The organism is Pseudomonas laurylsulfativorans (assembly GCF_002906155.1).
GTDB classification, from domain to species: domain Bacteria; phylum Pseudomonadota; class Gammaproteobacteria; order Pseudomonadales; family Pseudomonadaceae; genus Aquipseudomonas; species Aquipseudomonas laurylsulfativorans.
This window is the reverse complement of the sequence record NZ_MUJK01000001.1, coordinates 455,405-475,369: the sequence shown is the minus strand read 5'-3', so window position 1 is coordinate 475,369 and position 19,965 is coordinate 455,405. Positions and strand designations below refer to the sequence as shown.

The 19,965-nt window shown below is 58.6% G+C and carries 19 protein-coding genes; 12 read left to right on the top strand and 7 right to left on the bottom strand.

Annotation, left to right across the window (positions count from 1 at the left end; translation table 11 throughout):
- Position 1 precedes the first annotated feature (1 nt).
- The 5 genes from B0D71_RS02165 to B0D71_RS02145 all read left to right on the top strand — a co-directional run bounded on the left by B0D71_RS02165 (position 2) and on the right by B0D71_RS02145 (position 4,389).
- Positions 2-580 carry an adhesin gene (locus B0D71_RS02165; protein ID WP_103393264.1) on the top strand — a complete coding sequence of 193 codons (579 nt, stop codon included), beginning with the start codon at positions 2-4 and terminating at the stop codon, positions 578-580.
- Between the two features lie 64 nt (positions 581-644).
- Positions 645-1,499 carry a heme utilization protein gene (locus B0D71_RS02160; RefSeq protein ID WP_103393263.1) on the top strand — a complete coding sequence of 285 codons (855 nt, stop codon included), beginning with the start codon at positions 645-647 and terminating at the stop codon, positions 1,497-1,499.
- A 67-nt stretch (positions 1,500-1,566) separates the two neighbouring features.
- Complete coding sequence (locus tag B0D71_RS02155; protein ID WP_103393262.1) at positions 1,567-2,247, top strand: C39 family peptidase; 681 nt, start codon at positions 1,567-1,569, stop codon at positions 2,245-2,247.
- 44 nt (positions 2,248-2,291) lie between these two features.
- Complete coding sequence (locus tag B0D71_RS02150; protein ID WP_103393261.1) at positions 2,292-3,035, top strand: hypothetical protein; 744 nt, start codon at positions 2,292-2,294, stop codon at positions 3,033-3,035.
- A gap of 46 nt (positions 3,036-3,081) precedes the next feature.
- Positions 3,082-4,389 (top strand): transporter, encoded by a 1,308-nt coding sequence (locus B0D71_RS02145; RefSeq protein ID WP_103393260.1) that lies wholly within the window; start codon positions 3,082-3,084, stop codon positions 4,387-4,389.
- Positions 4,390-4,635: 246 nt separating this feature from the next.
- Here B0D71_RS02145 and B0D71_RS02140 read toward each other — a convergent pair whose 3' ends face one another.
- Positions 4,636-5,961: a sigma-54 dependent transcriptional regulator gene (locus B0D71_RS02140; protein ID WP_103393259.1), complete on the bottom strand. Its 1,326-nt coding sequence runs from the start codon at positions 5,959-5,961 to the stop codon at positions 4,636-4,638.
- A 342-nt stretch (positions 5,962-6,303) separates the two neighbouring features.
- On the opposite strand from B0D71_RS02140, the gene B0D71_RS02135 reads away from it, so the two are divergent.
- The 3 genes from B0D71_RS02135 to nhaB all read left to right on the top strand — a co-directional run bounded on the left by B0D71_RS02135 (position 6,304) and on the right by nhaB (position 9,725).
- Positions 6,304-6,570 carry a hypothetical protein gene (locus B0D71_RS02135; RefSeq protein WP_103393258.1) on the top strand — a complete coding sequence of 89 codons (267 nt, stop codon included), beginning with the start codon at positions 6,304-6,306 and terminating at the stop codon, positions 6,568-6,570.
- A 284-nt stretch (positions 6,571-6,854) separates the two neighbouring features.
- Positions 6,855-8,144, top strand: a complete 1,290-nt coding sequence (locus B0D71_RS02130; protein ID WP_103393257.1) for an NHL repeat-containing protein — start codon at positions 6,855-6,857, stop codon at positions 8,142-8,144.
- Positions 8,145-8,222: 78 nt separating this feature from the next.
- The gene (gene nhaB / locus B0D71_RS02125; RefSeq protein WP_103393256.1) at positions 8,223-9,725 is read left to right on the top strand and encodes a sodium/proton antiporter NhaB; all 1,503 of its coding nucleotides are present in this window, start codon (positions 8,223-8,225) and stop codon (positions 9,723-9,725) included.
- A gap of 102 nt (positions 9,726-9,827) precedes the next feature.
- On the opposite strand, the gene zwf is transcribed toward nhaB, so the two are convergent.
- Both zwf and gnd read right to left on the bottom strand, forming a co-directional pair.
- Positions 9,828-11,342, bottom strand: a complete 1,515-nt coding sequence (zwf, locus tag B0D71_RS02120; protein ID WP_103393255.1) for a glucose-6-phosphate dehydrogenase — start codon at positions 11,340-11,342, stop codon at positions 9,828-9,830.
- The gene (gene gnd, locus B0D71_RS02115) at positions 11,339-12,343 is read right to left on the bottom strand and encodes a phosphogluconate dehydrogenase (NAD(+)-dependent, decarboxylating) (protein ID WP_338066708.1); all 1,005 of its coding nucleotides are present in this window, start codon (positions 12,341-12,343) and stop codon (positions 11,339-11,341) included. Before gnd ends, zwf begins: the two co-directional genes overlap by 4 nt.
- A 249-nt stretch (positions 12,344-12,592) precedes the next feature.
- Between gnd and B0D71_RS02110 the strand changes: the two genes are divergently transcribed.
- From B0D71_RS02110 to B0D71_RS02100, 3 genes are all read left to right on the top strand, one after another.
- Positions 12,593-12,775 (top strand): DUF6026 family protein, encoded by a 183-nt coding sequence (locus tag B0D71_RS02110; protein ID WP_103393253.1) that lies wholly within the window; start codon positions 12,593-12,595, stop codon positions 12,773-12,775.
- A gap of 199 nt (positions 12,776-12,974) precedes the next feature.
- Positions 12,975-14,711 (top strand): phosphoethanolamine transferase CptA, encoded by a 1,737-nt coding sequence (locus B0D71_RS02105; RefSeq protein WP_103393252.1) that lies wholly within the window; start codon positions 12,975-12,977, stop codon positions 14,709-14,711.
- A 168-nt stretch (positions 14,712-14,879) separates the two neighbouring features.
- On the top strand, positions 14,880-15,089 hold the full coding sequence (locus B0D71_RS02100; RefSeq protein ID WP_103393251.1) for a hypothetical protein: 210 nt from the start codon (positions 14,880-14,882) through the stop codon (positions 15,087-15,089).
- Between the two features lie 249 nt (positions 15,090-15,338).
- Here the strand turns inward: B0D71_RS02100 and B0D71_RS02095 are convergent, their stop codons facing one another.
- The 3 genes from B0D71_RS02095 to zapE all read right to left on the bottom strand — a co-directional run bounded on the left by B0D71_RS02095 (position 15,339) and on the right by zapE (position 17,663).
- Complete coding sequence (locus B0D71_RS02095; RefSeq protein WP_103393250.1) at positions 15,339-15,830, bottom strand: GNAT family N-acetyltransferase; 492 nt, start codon at positions 15,828-15,830, stop codon at positions 15,339-15,341.
- A gap of 117 nt (positions 15,831-15,947) precedes the next feature.
- The gene (locus B0D71_RS02090) at positions 15,948-16,529 is read right to left on the bottom strand and encodes a DinB family protein (protein WP_103393249.1); all 582 of its coding nucleotides are present in this window, start codon (positions 16,527-16,529) and stop codon (positions 15,948-15,950) included.
- A 15-nt stretch (positions 16,530-16,544) separates the two neighbouring features.
- On the bottom strand, positions 16,545-17,663 hold the full coding sequence (gene zapE / locus B0D71_RS02085) for a cell division protein ZapE (RefSeq protein WP_103393248.1): 1,119 nt from the start codon (positions 17,661-17,663) through the stop codon (positions 16,545-16,547).
- Positions 17,664-17,822: 159 nt separating this feature from the next.
- Here zapE and B0D71_RS02080 point away from each other — a divergent pair, with 159 nt between their 5' ends.
- Positions 17,823-18,875, top strand: a complete 1,053-nt coding sequence (locus B0D71_RS02080; protein ID WP_103393247.1) for an aldo/keto reductase — start codon at positions 17,823-17,825, stop codon at positions 18,873-18,875.
- A 114-nt stretch (positions 18,876-18,989) separates the two neighbouring features.
- Here the strand turns inward: B0D71_RS02080 and speB are convergent, their stop codons facing one another.
- Positions 18,990-19,949: an agmatinase gene (speB, locus tag B0D71_RS02075; RefSeq protein WP_103393246.1), complete on the bottom strand. Its 960-nt coding sequence runs from the start codon at positions 19,947-19,949 to the stop codon at positions 18,990-18,992.
- Between the last annotated feature and the right edge of the window lie 16 nt (positions 19,950-19,965).

Below are 19,965 nucleotides of genomic sequence, written 5' to 3'. Positions count from 1 at the left end.
GATGAGTCGATCCCTCCTGTTACTTGCCCTGCTCGGCTGCACCGGTGTGATGGCCGATTCGGGCGTCAGTTCGGTCAACACCGCCTCCATCCAGGACTCCGGTACTCAATACCGAGGCAACTTCAACGTCAACCAGGCGGCCGGTGATCAACAGCAGCAGGCCAACGTCCGCGCAATCGCCATAGGTACCCAAGCCGGTGCGACCACCAGCGTCAGGCAAAAAATCACCACGCCCGCCAACCCATCGCTTGATGCGACGGCCAATATCAGCGGCACCTCCTTCAGTAATGGCAACGGCGTACTGGGTGTCAACCAGGGCGCCGGGGCGAACAACCAGATGGCCAACGCCATGCGCATCAGCATCAGCGCTGCTCCACAAGCCATCGACGATAGTGCCCTGTCTCAACAGAACGTGGCGTTGTTACCGAACTCGGGAGCAACTGGCACCCCAAACGGCAGTCGCCAGGTCGTGACAAGCGACCAGGCCTTCACCGGCAGCCGGGGAGTGATCCAGGTGAACCAGAGTGCCGGGGTGGGAAACCGAATGGCTAACACCCTAAGCATCCGGGTCGCTGACTGACCCCAATACAGAGCAATTAGGGACGTACCAACACTTGACCAACTATTGAGCACGGAGAAACACCATGAACCCGACAACTGCTCTCAAACCTCTGGCTTTCGCTCTGGCGGCAGTGATGGCATTCGCAGCCCAAGCAGGCGGTATTGATGATGGTCAAGGCAACGGTCAGGGCAATGGGCAAGGCAACAACCAACAGCCTGAAGGCCCGAGTCTGGAACAATTTCTGCAGGTTACTTCAGGCGCCGGGGCCGCCGTGCTGGACTCGCAGATCAGCCGTCACAACTCGGTATCGAACAAGGGCACCCAAAACGACGCTAAAGTCGATAACTCCCTGAACAACTCCAACGGCAACATGGGTGCCAACGTTGCAGCCGGTGACGGCAACCAACAAGACAACGCCGCCGCCCTTGCCACGGCTGACGAAAGCTTTATTTTCGGCACCGCCGTCGCCGTCTCCAGCGCGACTCAGAAGAGCAACGGCAACACCGCCAGGAACCGCTCCAACACCAACAACACAACGCTCAATAACGCCGGCAACAGCGGTTCCGGCAACATCGGCATCAACGTGACCACCGGCGCCTTCAACCAACAGAAAAACAACCTGGCAATTGCCGTTTCGGGCGGTCGTGTAGCACTAGCGGCGGCAGCGGCCAACCAAAGCACGTCCGGCATGAAGGTCAGCAACAACGGCAATCCTGCGACTGATGTCGTACCCGTGGGTGTATTCGGTTTGGCTGGCGTAACCACTCAACAAGTGATGACGCCTGATAGCTGGAAACCCCCTGTAACCAACAATGCTTCGATAACGGGCTCGATGAACAACTTCTCCGGCAACGGCGGAGCGAACGTATCGTCCGGCGTAGGCAACCAGCAAAGCAACTCGCTGTCCATCGCCGCAGGCTGCAAACTTTGCCAGTAATCGCGATCGCAATCGTAATGAAAGCCCCGGCGACGGGGCTTTTCTACAGCCCCAAGGCGTATCGATCATGCGTAAGACTGTCCTTTTCGCCCTGCTCTGCCTGTCTGGCTTGACCCAGGCCGCACAGATGCCGGTTGCCGCCCTGCCGGGTGGCGTGCTGGTGTACAAGCACGTACAGAGTTTGCGTGAGCGCAAGTTCAGCAACATCGTCGAACAAAAAACCGATTTCAGCTGCGGTGCCGCCGCGCTGGCAACGATACTGCGCCAGGCCTATTGGCTTGACGTCGATGAGGAACACATCATCAAAGGCATGCTGGTCACCGCTGACCAGGACCTTGTACGTACCCAAGGTTTTTCCATGCTGGACATGAAACGCTACATAGAGCGCATCGGCATGCGCGCCCGGGGCTACAAGATCCCGCCTGAAAGACTCGATGCGGTGACGATTCCTGTGGTGGTATTGATGGAAATTCGCGGCTACAAGCACTTCGTGGTGTTGCAGCGGGCGGACAAGAACTGGGTCTACATCGGCGACCCGGTACTCGGTCACAAACGCTACTCCCATGATGACTTTGTCAAAGGCTGGAATGGCATTATCTTCGCTATCGTCGGTCCCGGTTACGACAAAACCAATGCGTTACGCAGTCCACCGGAACCGCTGACAGCCAAGAACAAGATGGATAACTTCAACCCGGTCAAAGATGCTGAACTGATGGACTTTGGTTTCATACAGAGCGACTTCTTTTAATCGCCAATAAGATGATAGGGGGCAGGACGCTCCGGGAGCAGCAAATGAAAACCTCGTATTGGGTGTTCGCTGCCTGTCTTGCAGCGAACACTTTAGGTTTTGCTGATGAGTTCAGCCCCATCGAAATCAATGACCAGGAACTGGCCGAGTTGCGTGGCCGGTATGTGATGCCGGGGCGGATCATCAGCTTCGGTGTTGTCATGAGCAGTACCTGGCGCAATGCCAGTGGTGATCTGATCGGGGCCTCCACCTCGATGCAGCTTCAAGCCGCAACGGTCAAACCCCAGTTCTATGTGTCAACCATCAAGCAAACCGGTCATGGCGGTATGTCCAAGTCAGGTAGCGGTAACGTGTCGGGGGGCGCTGCACTGAACACCTCTCGGGGCATAACCCAGGTCACGCGGGCCGCAGGCGATGGCAACAGCTCAAACAACAACATCGCCATCAACGTCAAGGAGGCCAGCACTGCACCTGCACTGGTGCCGAGCCAGGGCCAGGCGCTGATAGCCGGTCAAACCGTTACCGGCAGCAATGCCGCAGGCAGTGTCGCGGTGTCTGCGACGGGCGGCGGTGTTCAGGTAGCCATTACCGCCAACAACAATCAGGGCTCGAGCCTGCAACAAGTCGCCCAAGGCGGACTGCTGCAAAACACCCGATTGCTGGGCAGCAGCAATGTGGTCAACAACATGACTCAACTCAACGTGGTGCTCAACAATAATGGCCTTGGTGGGGGTGTATTGGACGGCAATCTGAGCCAACTCGCTGCATTACGGACCTTGGGGTATTGAACTACGCTGAGATAAGACTGTTGGGCACAAATGGACGGCTTATTTCATGTACCGATCGGTATCACTGCGCGCAGTCGTATGCTTGAGTGCTCTACTTCCGGCGACGATGTTGCAGGCAGCACCTGACCCGGAAATGGAGGCACTCAAACAAGAGCTTCTGGAACTGAAACAACGATATGAAGTACAACAAAAAGCCCTGGCGGTTCTCGAACAACGGGTCCGCCAAGTTGAAGAGCAGCCCGCGTCACCCCCTCCAAAACGCCTGGCCAAGTCGCCAGCGGACCTCAAAGGCAATCAAAACGTCGCTGCCAACACCGGTGCCGCAGCGGCTTCAGGGGGCGCTGCCGGGGGCAGCGGCAGCTCTTATGGACAATCTCTGGCCGATGACTCGCAACCGGCGCAAAGCGTTTCAAACCTGTATGACGAGGCCAGCGGATTCTTCGGCGGTGGCAAGTTCAGCTTCGAAACCGGAATTACCTACTCCCGGTACGATACTCGCCAACTGATCCTCAACGGTTTTCTCGCACTGGACTCGATCTTTCTGGGTGCCATCAACCTGGACCGGATCAAGGCCGACACCTGGACACTTGACCTCACCGGGCGCTACAACTTCAACAATCGCTGGCAGTTCGACCTGAACGTGCCGGTGGTCTACCGTCAATCTACGTACCAGTCCGGTGGCGGCAATAACGGCGCGGCAAACGTCACGACCGAAGACACGGTCAAAGAAGACCCGGCCATTGGTGACGCAAACTTCGGTATCGCCTACAAATTCCTCGACGAATCGGCCAGCACGCCAGATGCAGTGGTGACCTTGCGCGTCAAGGCACCGACCGGCAAAGATCCGTTTGGCATCAAGCTCAATCGGGTGGCCGATAACTCCAACCTGGCCGTGCCTGAGTCATTGCCAACCGGTAACGGCGTCTGGTCGATTACGCCGGGGATCTCTCTGGTCAAGACGTTCGATCCGGCGGTGCTGTTCGGCAGCCTGTCCTACACCTACAACCTGGAAGAATCTTTCGACGACATCAGCTCCAATCCGGCGGCCAAGACACCGGGCAAGGTACGCATTGGCGACAGTTTCCAGATCGGCGCCGGCATTGCGTTCGCCTTGAACGAAAAGATGAGTATGTCGTTCTCGGTCTCTGACCTGGTGCAACGCAAAAGCAAGCTCAAGGAAGATGGCGGAGATTGGCAATCGGTAGTGTCCAGCGATGCCAACGCCGGTTACTTCAACATCGGCATGACCATTGCGGCCACCGACAGCCTGACCATCGTACCCAACCTGTCCATAGGCATGACGGATGATGCCCCGGACTTCCAGTTCAGCCTGAAATTCCCTTACTACTTCTGACCCAAACTAAAAAACCGCAGCAATTTACATCGCAGCGGTTTTTTTGGGGTTTTCACTGGTTTGGAGGCCTGCTCGTTGTCGACTCGGGCGCGGTCCCTTGTAGGAGCTGGTCGCCGCATCGCAGCGATGGTCGTTAACGATAATGCGTGTGACCTGGATAAACGCGGCGAACTTGAGTCCATCGCCGGCAAGCCGGCTCCTACAGTTTCCCGGGAATGCGTGAATAACCTTTTTTGCGGTTGGGGTTCAGCGAATCTGGTGCTTGTGCAACAACCGGTAGAAGGTCGGTCGCGACACACCCAATACTTTGGCGGCGACACTCAGGTTATCGCTGTGGCGGTTCAATACATCGCACAACGCCTGGCGTTCGGCCCGGGTCTTGTATTCTTCGAGGGTGCCCATCGGCGCGGCGATTGTATGCTGACTGATCAACCCCAGATCGCGGGCCTCAATCTGCCGGCCTTCGGCCAATACCAGCCCGCGACGAACGCGATTGGCCAGTTCACGAACATTGCCTGGCCAGTCGTGTTTGCCCATGGCAATCAAGGCATCTTCGCTGAAACTGCGTGGGCGACGACCGGTTTCACGGCTATAGAAATGTGAGAAGTGGTTGGCCAGCATCGACAAGTCACCATGGCGCTCGCGCAGCGGAACGGTCACCACTTGCAGTACGTTCAGGCGATAATACAAATCTTCGCGAAAGCGTTTCTTCTCGATAGCGGCTTCAAGATCGACATTCGTCGCCGCCAGAACCCGCACATCTACCGCAATCGGCTGACTGCCACCCACTCGCTCGATGTGTTTTTCCTGGAGGAACCGCAACAGATTGGCCTGTAACTCCAGTGGCAGGTCACCGATCTCGTCGAGAAAGAGAGTGCCACCGTTGGCGGCTTCGATCCGTCCGATCTTGCGTTGGTGTGCGCCGGTAAATGCGCCTTTCTCATGACCAAACAGCTCGGACTGGATCAAGTGTTCGGGAATCGCGCCGCAATTGATCGCAATAAAGGGTTTGCTGTGACGCAAGGACTGGCGATGCAGGGTGCGCGCGACCAGTTCTTTGCCGGTCCCGCTTTCACCGCGAATCAACACCGCAGATTCGGTCGGAGCCAGTTTGCTCAACAGTTTTCGCAGTTCACGGATAGGTTTGCTGTCGCCCAGCAATTCGTGCTCGGGCTGGTCAACATGGACCGTACCCTGCCCGCGCAACCGCGCCATGCCAAATGCCCGGCCCAGCGTTACCTGAACCCGGGACACATCGAATGGCAAAGTATGAAAGTCAAAAAACCATTCACAGACGAAGTCGCCAACATTTTGCAGTCGCAGCACTTCCTGATTGAGTACGGCGATCCACTCGGTGCCACTGCGGCTGATCAATTCCTTGACGGCTTCGGGGTGCTCAAGGTGAAAAGGCTGCAAGCGTAACAAGCCCACGTCACAGGTTCGGTCAGTGGCATGCTCCAGCGTGCAGCTATCAACGTCCCAACCGATGGCGCGCAATCCAGGGATCAGACGATAGCAATCGTCACAAGGGTCCACCACTAATAGACGTCGTGAAGCAGGCGCAACACTCATGACTGATCCTTGGCGCCAAATTTAAGAAATTTTATTAAAAACAGTCATTTGGCGGACCTGACTGTAACGTTAGCAAGAATTTGACAGGTCCTTGTACCGTTTGACTATAGGCTTGTCTTAAAACTAGTTATAAGAATCTCGTTTGATAGTTACCTAACGACTCTTTCCTTTCATTCAGCTTTCAATGCGAGGCTCATTCTTGAGCATATGAAATAAAGTGGAAATTTCTTTTGATTGTGTGTGACCCAACCCCCGGTTGCGGGCATCAGTACAAGTAACCAGCCGAACGGTAAGCCCAACCGACGGCACATCACTTGATTGGGCATACAGAGAGAAGACCCTATGAACGCCCCGCTGCGTATCAACGAAGCACTTCTGATTGCCGACCGCGCATTTAAACCATTCAAATGCGTGGCCTGGGCTCCACAGGACGGTAATGGCGAACTCAGCCTGACCGTTATCGACCGTACCAGCACCCGCATTGGCCGCAAGCAGATCCCAAGCAGTGCTTATTCCGATCCTGCACAACTCGAACTGCTGCTGGAACAGGCCCGCGCCGAATTGAGCCAGGAAGGTTACACACTGCAGTCGTGGTCGATGCCGCACTAATCGTTTTGCGGATTACTCCGGGGTAATCCGCGCCCTCCCCCGTTTTTAGTTGAGATGCTCGCTCTCACCCATCCGCACTAATTTCTCAGTTAGTTCGAACTTTTGTGCAGCCGATACTTTGCAGGCTTGCCATTGGTTCGAAAAGACACTGTTGTGGCACACAGCGACTCTCCGTCCGTTAGTTACTACAGTTGTGCAACTCCCCATTCAGGGATTGAATATCCTCCTTACACAGTCGCCACCCAAACTTCTGGATCAGGACGACTCGCAAGGAGATGCGGTTCATGCCAATCCAGTCCGCTATTGCCCATTCCGCCATCCGTAACACTACCGGCACGCTCGATACGACGTTTGCCGCCAACGGCAAAACCCAGGTGTATTTCGCCGACAGCCTTTGCAGCATGGCCAACGACGTTGCAATCGATGCCCAGGGCCGTTTGCTGGTGGCGGCCAAAGTCACCATGGCCGAAGGCAGCTGCTTCGGCCTGGCCCGCTTGTTGGAGGATGGTTCGGCAGACCTGGGGTTTGGCAAGCAAGGCAGCGTCATCGGGCAATTCGAATCGGGCTTCGAAGCGATGGGAGCCAAGGTACTGGTCATGCCCGACGGCAATATCCTGTTGGCCGGTCTGCAATACGACAACGCACACCGTACGCTCCCGGCCCTGGCATTGTTCGATCAAGCGGGGCGCCTGGTTCAAAGCTTTGGCGATAACGGCCGCTGTGTCGTGCGATTGCCTGGTGGTTTGTCCCTGGGCATGCGCGATGTCTGGCTGCCACCCGGTGTGCCAGGCGCAGAAGCCTGCGATGTGGACGTACAACAAGACGGCCGGATCCTGATCCTGGCCAATCATCACTTCGAACTGGCCGATCACGTCGGTCTGTTGATACGGCTGGATGTCGAAGGCTCACTGGACTGCTCGTTCAATGGCCGCGGCTTTGTCGTGGTCAGGCACCTGCTGATGAACACCTGGCTGAGCAGCCTGACGGTACAACGCGACGGTCGGGTTCTGGTGGGTGGGTCGATCAACTTCCCTGAGGAAGGCTTGCTGGCGCGCTACCACGCTGATGGCCACCTCGACGACACTTTTGCCGTGGATGGATTCATGACCTTCAAGGCGCACGGGCAAGGTGCCCAGGTCAGTCAGGTGGTCCAGCAAATCAATGGCGATATCCTGTGTGTGGGCAGCAGCCACGAGCCGATGCACTGCGTGACCTATAAAATGCACAGCAACGGCCGCCCCGACAACCACTGCAACGGCGGCCAGCCGCAACGCCTGGTCATTGGCCACAGCGGCTGCCAGTGGAATGCCGCGCAGTTGCAGCCCGATGGCCGTGTGCTCACGGCGGGCGCAACCATCGGCGGCGTTGAAGCAGACTTCATCGTCGGGCGATACCTTTCCGACGGCCATCTCGATTGCCGTTTCGGCGCAGGCTGCGGTTATACGCGTACCCGCCTCGGCCCAAGCCTGGATACCGCCACCTGTGTCGCGGCGCAGACCGATGGAAATATCGTCGTAGGCGGCTATTCGCTGCATGGGAATTACAAGGCAGTCGTCGCGCGATATCTGGGTTGAACCGATGCATTATCCCTGCGCTTGATCTTCTCGCCCGCTTACGGCAACTTGCGCGCTTCTTAAAACAAGGAGCAGCCGATGTCCGGTTCAATGGCCCAGGCGTTCGCGCACAACTTTCTCGGGAACTCGCCCCGCTGGTACAAGGCCTGCATCGTCGGCTTTCTGATTCTCAATGCCCTGGTGCTGTGGACCGTGGGGCCGGTGGCCGCTGGCTGGCTGCTGGTGCTGGAGTTCATCTTTACCCTGGCCATGGCGCTCAAGTGTTATCCGCTGATGCCCGGCGGCTTGTTGTTGATTGAAGCCCTGCTACTGAAGATGACCACACCCCAGGCGCTGTACGACGAGCTGCAGCACAACTTCCCGGTGATCCTGCTGCTGATGTTCATGGTGGCCGGTATCTATTTCATGAAGGACTTGCTGTTGTACCTGTTCTCGCGCCTGCTGCTCGGGGTTCGCTCCAAGGCCCTGCTGGCGCTGATGTTCTGCTTTTTGTCGGCCTTTCTGTCGGCGTTCCTCGATGCCCTGACGGTGACAGCCGTGATCATCAGTGCCGCCGTCGGCTTTTACTCGGTGTATCACCGCGTCGCCTCGGGTAACGATCCGCGCCAGGACAGCGAGTACAGCGACGACCAACATCTGCCGACCCTGCATCAGGGCGATCTCGAACAGTTCCGCGCCTTTCTGCGCAGCCTGCTGATGCACGGTGCCGTGGGCACCGCATTGGGCGGTGTTTGCACACTGGTCGGTGAACCGCAGAACCTGTTGATCGGCCATGAAATGGGCTGGCACTTCTCCGAGTTCTTTACCCAGGTTGCGCCGGTATCCCTACCGGTACTGGTTGCCGGGCTGCTCACCTGCGTCCTGCTGGAAAAACTGCGCTGGTTCGGATACGGCACGCTGCTGCCGGATAACGTCCGCGCGGTACTGGCCAACTACGCCGCCGAAGACGATGCCGAGCGCTCCACACGCCAGCGTGCCGCGCTTCTGGTGCAAGGCGTCGCTGCATTGATTCTGATTGTCGGGCTGGCATTGCACATTGCCGAAGTGGGCCTGATCGGCTTGATGGTGATCGTGTTGATCACCGCGTTTACTGGCATCACCGACGAACACCGACTGGGCACCGCATTCAAGGACGCCATGCCCTTTACCGCATTGTTGGTGGTGTTTTTCGCCGTGGTCGCGGTGATTCACGATCAGCAACTGTTCGCCCCACTGATCCACTGGGTGCTGGCGCTGCCGGCGGATCAACAGCCAGGCATGCTGTTCATTGCCAACGGTTTGCTGTCCGCCATTAGCGACAACGTGTTCGTGGCAACCATTTACATCACCGAAGTGAAGCGCGCCTTCATGGCGGGCGAGATGACCCGTGAGCATTTCGAGACGCTGGCCATTGCGATCAACACCGGCACCAACCTGCCGAGCGTGGCGACACCCAACGGCCAGGCGGCGTTTCTGTTCTTGCTGACCTCCGCGATCGCACCGCTGGTGCGCCTGTCTTACGGGCGGATGGTCTGGATGGCGTTGCCGTACACCGTGGTGATGGGTGTGCTGGGGTGGTATGCGGTGAGCTACTGGCTCTGACACCGCCGAGCCCTGTGGGAGCGAGCTTGCTCGCGATACCGGTCTGTCAGACACAAGGATGTTGAATGCGCCGCCGCCATCGCGAGCAAGCTCGCTCCCACATTATCCGAGACGGTGCCAGACGCGACCGTCACGGGTGAGTAACTCTTCGCCGGCCTTGGGGCCGTTTTCCCCGGCGGCATAGCTCTGCACGCTGGAATCCTGCTGCCAGGCATCCAGGAACGGTTGCACCGCGCGCCAGCCGTTTTCGATGTTGTCAGCGCGCTGGAACAGCGTCTGGTCGCCTGTCAGGCAATCGTAGATCAGGGTCTCGTAGCCGGTGGACGGCTGCATCTCGAAGAAGTCCTTATAGGCAAACCCCAATTCGATGTTGTCCATCTTCAGGGCCTGGCCAGGACGCTTGGCCAACAGGTCAAACCACATGCCTTCGTTCGGCTGGATCTGAATCCGTAGATAGGTCGGCTGCAATTCGTCGACCTCGGTATCGCGGAACTGCGCATAGGGCGCCGGCTTGAAACAGATGACGATCTCGGTGTCACGCACGCTCATGCGCTTGCCGGTACGCAGGTAGAACGGCACCCCGACCCAACGCCAGTTGTCGATCATGACCTTGAGGGCCACATAGGTTTCGGTATTGCTGTCGGGCGCAACCTTGTCTTCCTGGCGATAGCCCGGCAGTGCCTTGCCGTCGATTTGACCCTCGGCGTATTGACCGCGCACCGAGTTGGCACGGGCCTCCTCGATCGTCCAGGGCCTGATCGCGCCGACGACCTTGGCTTTCTCGCCGCGCACCGCATCGGCGCCAAACGCCGCGGGAGGCTCCATCGCCACCATCGCCAGCAACTGGAACAGGTGATTGGGCACCATGTCCCGCAGCGCGCCGGTGTGCTCATAAAAACTGCCACGGGTTTCCACCCCGACGGTTTCGGCGGCGGTAATCTGCACGTGGTCGATGTAGTGATTGTTCCAGAACGCTTCGAACAGGCTGTTGGAAAAACGGCTGACCAAAATGTTCTGTACCGTTTCCTTGCCCAGATAGTGATCGATCCGGTAGATCTGCTTTTCCGTCATCACCTTGAGCAGGCAGGCATTCAAGGCCTCGGCCGTTTGCAGGTCGGAGCCGAAGGGCTTTTCGATCACCACCCTTCTGAACGCCTCGGGGGTTTCTTCCAGCAAGCCGGCGGCACCGAGACGGCGTGCCACTTCACTGAAGAAACGCGGCGCGGTGGCCAGGTAGAACACCGCATTGCCGGTTCCGCTGTCGGCGATTTTCGCCGCCAGCGCTTGATAAGTGCTGTCATCCAGGAAATCGCCCTGGACGTAGCTGATGCCTTTGGCAAGTTTGGACCAGACCGCTGGATCAAGGGTGTGGTCACCCTTGCCAGCCATCTCGCCGCGAATGAAGTCTTCGAGCTTTTGCGCAAAACCTTCATCGCTGATGGCGTTGTGGTCAACGCCGATGATCCGCAGTCCATCCCCGAGCAGACCATTGCGCTTGAGGTTATACAGCGCCGGCACCAACAGCCGCTTGACCAGGTCACCATGGGCGCCAAACAGAAACAGCGTCGTCGCTGGTGCGGGCTCAGCCTTGGATTTCCTGCGGATCACATGGGTCATTTTTTCGCAGTCTCCACGTGGCCGCCGAAGCCGAAGCGCTGGGCCGAGAGAACCTTGTCGCCAAAGGTGCCTTGCCCACGCGATCGGTAGCGCGAGAACAGCGAGTTCGACAGCACCGGTACCGGCACCGCTTGCTCCATCGCGGCTTCGATGGTCCAGCGACCTTCACCGCTGTCAGCCACCGACCCGGAGAAACCGTCGAGTTTCGGATCGCTGGCCAGGGCATCGGCCGTCAGGTCGAGCAGCCACGAGGACACCACGCTGCCACGACGCCAGACTTCGGCAATGTCGGCGACGTTCAGGTCGAAACGCTGGTCGGGCGGCAGGCTCTCGCTATTTTTGGTTTGCAGGATGTCGAAGCCTTCAGCGAAGGCCTGCATCATTCCGTACTCGATGCCATTGTGGATCATCTTCACGAAATGCCCGGCGCCGGCGGGACCGGCGTGAATGTAGCCATGCTCGGCACGATCGTCGTCGGACTTGCGGTCCTTGGTACGCGGGATGTCACCCAGGCCCGGGGCCAGGGTTGCGAACAGCGGATCGAGACGCTTAACGGTCTCGGCATCGCCGCCGATCATCATGCAGTAACCACGCTCCAGGCCCCAGACGCCGCCAGATGTACCGACGTCGATGTAATGCAGGCCCTTTTCCGACAGGGTCTTCGCCCGACGAATATCGTCCTTATAGAAGGTGTTGCCGCCATCGATGATGGTATCTCCGGCTTCAAGCAAGGTGCTCAGGGTGTCGATGGTTTCTTCGGTCGGCGCGCCAGCTGGCAGCATGACCCACACCGCGCGCGGCTTGGCCAGGCCGGCGACCAGGGCTGGCAGATCGGTCACGCCGGTGGAACCCTCTGCGGCCAGGGCTTCGACAAAGGCGGTATTGCGGTCATAAACAACGGTGGTGTGCCCGTTGAGCATCAGGCGCCGTGCAATATTGCCGCCCATGCGGCCCAGTCCAATAATCCCGAGTTGCATGTGCTGATGCTCCCTACTACAAATAAAATGTGTGTCAAAGGTTATAGCCCAACGCGACTCATGAGGTTAGTCCAGAGCGTTGGCGTGAAGTTTCCGGGCATTGTGCCCGATCCTGATGGATAACGTCGGGAATCAAGCCGAAGACACAACGACAATGAAAAATAAAAAAGTTCCATTCGGGAGCAAAAGAAATCAAAATTGGCGCCGATAGTAGATCAGCCGTTGATTTCGAGGCGGTTCTACAGTTGAGACACGCCATTTGCGAGGTGAGCAATGGGCACAGTACATACCGCACTGCCAGCACAAACCCTTTACGTCACTATCCGTCGCGATGAATTGCGTCAGTTGAAGGACGAACGCGATCAGTTGAAACAGGAGCTGGCGCAGTTACGCCTGCTGCTGCAAACCGGTCAGGCCCAACCCCTGGCTGTGCCACAACGCGCCCCGCTCGCCTGATTCCCCCCTTTCAAGCGGGAGCAGTCTGCACTGCTTCCGTGCTGGCGCACGCCTTGCCATTTTCGGCAACTCACAAAATTTTCACAATTGTTTCACGATAATTACGCGTTTAAGGCCGCCCGATTCCGCGCGGCCCTCGTTCGTCGTCCGCGATCTCCAAGTCCCGGCGGTGGTAGTGAATTCTCGGCTGGAGCGCTGAATGTCTTTGTTCAAACGCAGCAATACGACTGCGGCAGGTTTTGACTGGGCCGGGTTCATCTGGCTGTTTGTATTCTTCTGGTACTTTTCCGGCATTACCCAACTGTTGATCCAGTTGACGGGAACCTCCGGGTTTACCGGATTCCGCCAGGCCTTCGTCATGAGTGCGATCTGGCTGGCGCCGATGCTGCTGTTCCCCAAACAGACCCGTGTCATGGCCGCCGTGATCGGCGTCGTGTTGTGGGCGTGCTCCATGGCGAGCCTGGGCTACTTCTTCATTTACCAGCAGGAATTTTCCCAGAGCGTCATCTTCATCATGTTCGAATCGAACGTGGCGGAAGCCGGCGAGTACATGACCCAGTACTTTGCCTGGTGGATGATCCCGGCGTTCCTGGCCCACACCGCTTTTGCCTATTTCCTGTGGACCCGCCTGCGCCCGGTGTACCTGCCCCGTGGCAAGGCAATCGCGGCAGCGGTGGCCATTGTCGTGGCGGTGGTCGGTTATCCGCTGATCAAACAAACCTCGCGCACCGGCAGTTTCGCCGAAGGCTTCGACAAGTTCGAAACCCGCATCGAGCCGGCAGTGCCATGGCAGATGGCCGTGGCCTATCACCGTTACCTGGAAACCCTGGCCGGCATGCAGGACATGCTCAACAGCGCCAGCAAGATTCCACCGCTGCACAACCTCAAGGATGCCATGGCCAACCAGCCTGCGACCCTGGTGCTGGTGATCGGCGAGTCCACCAACCGTCAGCGCATGAGCCTGTACGGTTACCCACGGCAAACCACGCCGGAACTGGACAAGCTCAAGGATCAATTGGACGTTTTCGACAACGTCATCACCCCGCGCCCTTACACCATTGAGGCGCTGCAGCAGGTCCTGACCTTTGCCGACGAAGAAAACCCCGACCTGTACTTGTCGACGCCATCGCTGGTCAGCATGATGAAACAGGCCGGTTACAAAACCTTCTGGATCACCAACCAGCAGACCATGACCAAGCGCAACACCATGCTCACGACCTTCTCCGAGCAGGCCGATGAACAGGTGTACCTGAACAACAACCGCAACCAGAACGCCGCCCAGTACGATGGCGACGTGATCGAACCGTTCAACAAGGCCCTGGCCGATGCGGCACCGCGCAAACTCATCGTCGTGCATTTGCTGGGCACGCACATGAGCTACCAGTACCGTTACCCGTCGACCTTCGAGAAGTTCCAGGACCGCACGGGCGTGCCGGCCGGCATTCGCGATGACCAGTTGCCGACGTACAACAGCTACGACAACGCCGTGCTGTACAACGACTTCGTGGTGTCCAGCCTGATCAAGGACTACGCCAAGAGCGATCCGAACGGCTTCCTGCTGTACCTGTCCGACCACGGCGAAGACGTGTTCGATTCCGCGGGCCACAGCACTCTGGGGCGCAACGAAAACAAGCCGACAGCGCCGATGTACACCATTCCGTTCATGGCCTGGGCTTCGCCGAAATGGCGGGCAAGTCATGACTGGAACCTCGCCGGTGATCTTTCGCGCCCTTACAGCAGCTCGCACTTGATCCACACCTGGGCCGATCTGGCGGGCCTGAGCTTCGACGAACTCGATCACAGCAAAAGCCTGGTCAGCGACAGCTTCAAGGCCCGGCCATTGATGATCGGCAACCCGTATGAGCGTCAACAGCGCGCGTTGATCGACTTCAGTCTGATGAAGCCAAAGACGCCACCCGCGGTCGTTCAGCAGTAATCCTTTCAGGGGCCGATTCCGGCCCCTTTTTCATGCTCCCGTTACAGCCATGACGGCCGTTGGTGAAGTTAATTCCTATTTAACCGAATCGGCGGATAATGCCATTTCGACACTGATTCATTGATTCATGGACGAAAGGCATCCGACATCTGTAGTGGGAGGCAAACCATGAAACACACCGCATTGATCCTCGCCGGCCTGATGGCCTTGGGTTCAACCAGCGCTTTTGCCGAAGGCGGAGCAGAACGCATGCGTTATTACTTCGAAAGTCTGCGACTGGCCCAGCAACAAGCCTTGGGTCACCCCATCCAAAGCACTGAGTTGCGGGTTCCGGACGATCAAACCGCACAAATGACTGAAACCTACAGACCGAAATGATCCATGTGCCTCTGACTGCGGCGCTACAGTTGGAGATGATTGTTGGGCGTCCTGATGGACGCCCTTTTTTTGGGTTCTTCACGCATTCCCGGAAAACTGTAGGAGCCGGCTTGCCGGCGACAGACTCAAGTGCGCCGCGTTTATCCAGCTCACACGCGTTATCGTTAACGATCATCGCCCGCAAGCGGGCCCCTACAAGGGCCCCTTGCCCACGCTGAAAATGAAGTGACCTCCAAAGGTTCTGTCGAGCTAGAGGCTCTTGGTCCAGAACAGCATCCGTCCATGGGCCGGGTCGAACATGCCGGCGCTGAAGCCGGCCTTTTCATAGGAGCCCTGCGCCACGGCATTGCCTTCCAGCACTTCCAGGGTGAGCTTGCAGCAACCACGCTGACGGGCGATGTCCTCGACCTTTTGCAGCATTTTCTGGCTCAAGCCCAGGCCGCGGAATTTTTTCACCACCGACACGTCGTGCACATTGACCAATGGCCGGCAGGCAAAGGTGGAAAACCCCTCGAAGCAATTGACCAGCCCGGCCGGTTCGCCACCGACAAAGGCCAGCACACTGAAGGCGTGGGGACGCCGGGCAAGCTCTGCCGGGAGTTGCTCCAGAACAGCGGCCGGCAATGGCTGGCCACCCCCCATCGGGTCCTCGGCATAGTGGTTCAACACCAGACAAATAGCCTCGGCATGCACCGGATTGGTGTAACTGGCCTGAAGCACAAGAATTTCTGCGGAGTCCATTTCCATCCTCGATCACACATAAAGTAGCCCCCAGCATGTATGTCACGCTGAAGTGCCCGCTGACCATAGCGCGAGCACCGTGGTATCGACAATCGCAACCGCACAATTCTTTGCCGCTCAAACGCCCCAGATCAAGGCTTCCGTCCATCCCAGCTCGGCAAAATCTTCGGCTCGCAAGTGCGATTCGCCGGCGCAGAAAAACTCGTCGAGTTGCGGTGGCTTGACCGAAGTGCCGCTGAGCATGGCGTGAACCTGGCCGCGGTGATGGATCTGGTGTTCGAACAAATGCGACAGCAGGTGCAGTCGGCTGTCGTGTTGCGGGGTGTCGCGGGCGATGGTCACGATTTTGCCAAGGTCAGCGTCGCGCATCTGCTCGCAGTAGGCAATCAGCCGGCGGTCGACGCGGGCCTGTTCACCAATGAGGTCCGTCGCCATGAGGCAGGGTTCGTCCTCCTTGAAAAACACCCGGTAATCGGGATGCGGATCGTCGCCGCGCAGTTCGCGCTCCAGGGCGTCTACATAAAACCAGTCACAGGTAAGGATGTGATTGAGTGTGGCGCGGATGCTGGGGAAAAAACTGACCCGGGGTGCGCTCAGTTCTGGCGGGGTCAATTGCCTCCAGGCCTTGGCCAGTCGGTGATTGGCCCAGGTGTTCTGATAGGCCATGGTCAGCAAATGGTGCGACAAAGGCTGATTCATGTTCGCTGCTCCCGATCAAACTTCGGCAAACCGTTGCAATTGCATTTCCTGTAAGCGGCTGAGGGTGCGACGGAACGGGAACTCCAGATAACCCTCGGTGTAAAGCGACGCCATTGGCACTTGCGCTTCAAGGTACAGCGGCACCTTGCGGTCATAGCACTCGTCTACCAGGGCAATGAAGCGTCGCACACCGTCGTCATGCACCGACAACTGCGGCAATTCGCGATCCCCCGCCTCCACCCGCTCGATGCCGTCTTCGGTGCCACGGGCAATGCGCCCAGCGCGTTTCTGCGCACTGAGGTTGGGGACATCACTCAACAGAATAGCGCTGTAGGTATCGCACAGGGTGATGAAATCCATGGCCGCGAAGGGTTGCTCACACAGCGCGGCGTAACGGGTCCAGAGCACCGTCGGGCAGGCCTTGACCACGTCAAGCGAGCGGTAACCGACCTGGATCGGCTCGCTCGAGACTGACTGGCCGCCGCTCAACCCTTGGAACACTTCGCCCAGCGCGCCGGGCTCACCGGGCTCGGCCACCCAATAGCGCTGCGAGCCGGCGCCCGGATGCAAGCGATGGTCTTCCCCGCCGTCCACCGCAATCACTTGCATATGCTGCTTGATCGCCGTGATGGCGGGCAGGAAACGGTCGCGATTGAAACCGTCGGCATACAACTGGTCCGGCGGCAGATTGGACGTGCAGACCACCACCACGCCCTGCTCGAACATCACCTGGAACAGGCGCCCGAGAATGATCGCGTCGCCGATGTCATTGACGAACAGTTCGTCGAAACACAAAACGCGCACTTCTTCGGCCAATTCACGGGCCAACGCCTTGAGCGGATCGGCGGTGCCGGTCAGTTGAAACGAGCGCTGATGCACCCAGCCCATGAAATGGTGAAAGTGCTGGCGCCGAGCCGGTACGCGCAGGCTTTGGTAGAACTGGTCCATCAACCAGGTTTTACCCCGCCCGACCGGCCCCCACAGGTATACGCCGGAAATGGGCGAGCGGCCTTCGTGCAGCGCTTCGTGGCACTTTTGCAGCGCCCACACGGCATGTTCCTGGGCCTCGTCCTGGACGAAACCCTTTTGTTCAATGGCACGCTGCCAGGCGCTTAAGGGGGAATCGATAGTCATGGGCGGCAGTATGCCATTGCGCATAGATAACGCGACCGATGATCGGCAGTTTTGTGCAGGAAGAAAAAGCGCCTTGACGCATCAGATTACTAGCATCATATTTAATACATGTTACTAGTAATCTATTGAGCCCTGTCGCCATCTCTCTGGAGTCATCCCATGCATTACAAAGTTTTCGGCCGTAAAACCGGCTTGCGTGTTTCCGAACTGGCGTTGGGCGCCGGTAATTTCGGTACCGGTTGGGGGCATGGCGCCGAGCGTGACGAGGCCAGGCGCATTTTTGACGGCTACCTGGAAGCCGGCGGCAACTTCATCGATACAGCCAATGGCTATCAGGGTGGGCAGTCCGAGGCCATGCTCAGCGAATTCATCGCCGCAGAACGAGATCACCTGGTCATCGCCACCAAGTACACCCTGGGGACTACACCGGCAGCCGGCATTTCCCACACTGGCAACAGCCGCAAGAACATGGTGCGCGCTGTCGAAGAAAGTCTTAAACGGCTGAAGACTGATCATATCGACCTGTTCTGGGCTCACATGAGCGACGGCGTCACGCCCATGGAAGAGATCCTGCGTGGCTTCGACGATCTGGTCAGTGCCGGCAAGATTCATTACGCCGGGCTGTCAAACTTCCCCGCGTGGCGCATCGCCCGTGCCGACCTGTTGGCCGAGGTACGTGGTTTTGCGCCGATTGCCGCGATCCAGGTCGAGTACAGCCTCGCCGAACGCACTGCCGAGCGCGAACAACTGCCGATGGCCGAAGCCCTGGGCCTGGCCGCGACCTTGTGGTCGCCACTGGGTGGCGGCTTCCTGACCGGTAAATATCGCAACAGTGCAGGCGACAACCGCGCGAACAAGCTCGGCGTGCTGATTCACGCCGAAACAAGCGCCCGCGAAACCGCCTTGCTCGACACCTTGGTCGACGTCGCCGCCGCTCTCGACGCCAGCCCGACCCACGTGGCCATTGCCTGGCTGCGGGAAAAGGCCAAGCGCTCGACCACCGCGCTGATCCCGATCCTAGGCTCCCGCACCCGCGAGCAATTGGACGCGACATTGGGGGCGCTGGATGTGCAGTTGAGTGCTGAGCAATTGGCGCGACTGGACGGCGTCAGTGAAGTGGCCAAAGGCGTGCCGCACGAATCCATTTCCGGTTCGTTCGCACGCTTCAGTGGTGGCCAGATCCTCGACCTGCCATTCGTTCCAGTGGCCTGACACCCATCACGACTGTGGGCGAGCCTGCTCGCGAATGGGGAGTGTCAGTCTACCGCTGCACCAACTGACACACCGCCTTCGCGAGCAAGCCAGCTCCCACAGGGGGTTTGCGTTTTACTTATCGACTTTGTGTCTGGCCGCGTACAGACACAGCATCTCCATCGCCAGTGTCGCCGCCGCCAGTGACGTGATCTCTGCGCTGTCATAGGCCGGCGCCACTTCCACCACGTCCATGCCCACCAGGTTGATCCCGCGTAATCCGCCGAGAATCTCCAGCGCCTGCACCGTACTCAAGCCGCCGCACACTGGTGTTCCGGTACCAGGCGCAAACGCCGGATCGAGGCAGTCGATGTCGAAGGTCAGGTACACCGGGTTGTCGCCGACCCGTGCGCGGATCGCCTCAACTATCGCTTCGCAGCCGCGGCGATGCACTTGCCGCGCGTCCAGCACCTGAAAGCCTTGGTGATCGTCATTGGTGGTGCGCAAACCGATTTGCACCGACCGCGACGGGTCGACCAGCCCTTCCTTGGCCGCGTGCCAGAACATGGTGCCGTGATCGATGCGCTTGCCCTCTTCGTCCGGCCAGGTGTCGCTGTGGGCGTCGAAGTGGATCAGCGACAAAGCCCCGTGCTTGCGCGCATGAGCCTTGAGCAACGGGTAGGTGATGAAGTGATCGCCACCAAAGGTCAGCATTGCCGTGCCGGCGTTGAGGATGTGCTCGGCATGGGCCTCGATGCATTCCGGGGTCGATTGCGGCGAGCCGTAGTCGAAGTCGCAATCGCCGTAGTCGATCACCGCCAGGTGATCGAACGGGTCGAAAGTCCATGGCCAGTGCCGTTCCCAAGCGATCCCTGCCGAGGCGGCACGAATCCCCCGTGGCCCGAAACGCGCTCCAGGACGATTGCTGGTCGCCGTATCGAACGGCACGCCGCTGACGGCCACGTCGACCCCGCGCAAGTCACGGCTATAGCGACGACGCATGAAACTGGTAATGCCGGCGTAGGTACTTTCGGCGGCCGTGCCGTAAAGGCTGTCACGGGTAAGGGCTTGATCGTTCTGCATCGGGACGTCCATTGATGTCTCCTTTTTA

Excerpts from the sequence above, each read along its gene's own strand:
- B0D71_RS02110 (WP_103393253.1), top strand. The coding sequence starts at position 12,593 with ATGGGCACAGTACATACCGCACTGCCAGCACAAACCCTTTACGTCACT.
- B0D71_RS02095 (WP_103393250.1), bottom strand. The coding sequence starts at position 15,830 with ATGGACTCCGCAGAAATTCTTGTGCTTCAGGCCAGTTACACCAATCCG.
- B0D71_RS02090 (WP_103393249.1), bottom strand. The coding sequence starts at position 16,529 with ATGAATCAGCCTTTGTCGCACCATTTGCTGACCATGGCCTATCAGAAC.
- B0D71_RS02080 (WP_103393247.1), top strand. The coding sequence starts at position 17,823 with ATGCATTACAAAGTTTTCGGCCGTAAAACCGGCTTGCGTGTTTCCGAA.
- speB (WP_103393246.1), bottom strand. The coding sequence starts at position 19,949 with ATGGACGTCCCGATGCAGAACGATCAAGCCCTTACCCGTGACAGCCTT.
- B0D71_RS02135 (WP_103393258.1), top strand. The coding sequence starts at position 6,304 with ATGAACGCCCCGCTGCGTATCAACGAAGCACTTCTGATTGCCGACCGC.
- B0D71_RS02130 (WP_103393257.1), top strand. The coding sequence starts at position 6,855 with ATGCCAATCCAGTCCGCTATTGCCCATTCCGCCATCCGTAACACTACC.
- B0D71_RS02150 (WP_103393261.1), top strand. The coding sequence starts at position 2,292 with ATGAAAACCTCGTATTGGGTGTTCGCTGCCTGTCTTGCAGCGAACACT.
- B0D71_RS02105 (WP_103393252.1), top strand. The coding sequence starts at position 12,975 with ATGTCTTTGTTCAAACGCAGCAATACGACTGCGGCAGGTTTTGACTGG.
- B0D71_RS02160 (WP_103393263.1), top strand. The coding sequence starts at position 645 with ATGAACCCGACAACTGCTCTCAAACCTCTGGCTTTCGCTCTGGCGGCA.
- B0D71_RS02155 (WP_103393262.1), top strand. The coding sequence starts at position 1,567 with ATGCGTAAGACTGTCCTTTTCGCCCTGCTCTGCCTGTCTGGCTTGACC.
- nhaB (WP_103393256.1), top strand. The coding sequence starts at position 8,223 with ATGTCCGGTTCAATGGCCCAGGCGTTCGCGCACAACTTTCTCGGGAAC.
- B0D71_RS02165 (WP_103393264.1), top strand. The coding sequence starts at position 2 with ATGAGTCGATCCCTCCTGTTACTTGCCCTGCTCGGCTGCACCGGTGTG.
- zwf (WP_103393255.1), bottom strand. The coding sequence starts at position 11,342 with ATGACCCATGTGATCCGCAGGAAATCCAAGGCTGAGCCCGCACCAGCG.
- B0D71_RS02100 (WP_103393251.1), top strand. The coding sequence starts at position 14,880 with ATGAAACACACCGCATTGATCCTCGCCGGCCTGATGGCCTTGGGTTCA.
- B0D71_RS02145 (WP_103393260.1), top strand. The coding sequence starts at position 3,082 with ATGTACCGATCGGTATCACTGCGCGCAGTCGTATGCTTGAGTGCTCTA.
- zapE (WP_103393248.1), bottom strand. The coding sequence starts at position 17,663 with ATGACTATCGATTCCCCCTTAAGCGCCTGGCAGCGTGCCATTGAACAA.
- B0D71_RS02140 (WP_103393259.1), bottom strand. The coding sequence starts at position 5,961 with ATGAGTGTTGCGCCTGCTTCACGACGTCTATTAGTGGTGGACCCTTGT.